The 343-nt window shown below is 61.8% G+C and carries 1 protein-coding gene; it reads left to right on the top strand.

All coding sequences use genetic code 11. From position 1 onward, the window contains the following. A partial coding sequence (locus tag NTD85_RS04350) for an immunoglobulin-like domain-containing protein (RefSeq protein ID WP_262141509.1) occupies positions 1–343 on the top strand: 343 nt, incomplete at both ends.

The raw sequence follows: 343 nt of genomic DNA, 5'->3' as shown, positions 1-343 counted from the left end.
GAACCTCGTTGCCGACAAGACGCCTGTTTCGACAAACGTCACCGACACCATCGACACCACCAACCTGTCGCTGACCGCGACCGGTACCGTGGCCGAAGGTGGTTCGATCGTTTACACCGCGACGCTGACCAACGCCGCTGGTTCGCCGGTGACTGTGACCCTGAGCAACGGCGCCGTGATCACCATCGACGCGGGTAAAACTACCGGCACTGTCACCGTTCCTGCTCCAGCGGACGACGTCTACAAAGACGCTGGCACCGTGCAGGCAACGATCAAAACCGCGACCGGTGGCAGCTTCGAGAACCTGGTACCAAGCACCACGCCAGCCGTGACCACCGTCACT

The organism is Pseudomonas sp. 13B_3.2_Bac1 (assembly GCF_025466205.1).
Classification (GTDB): Bacteria; Pseudomonadota; Gammaproteobacteria; order Pseudomonadales; family Pseudomonadaceae; genus Aquipseudomonas; species Aquipseudomonas fluorescens_H.
This window is presented reverse-complemented; position numbering and strand designations above follow the sequence as displayed.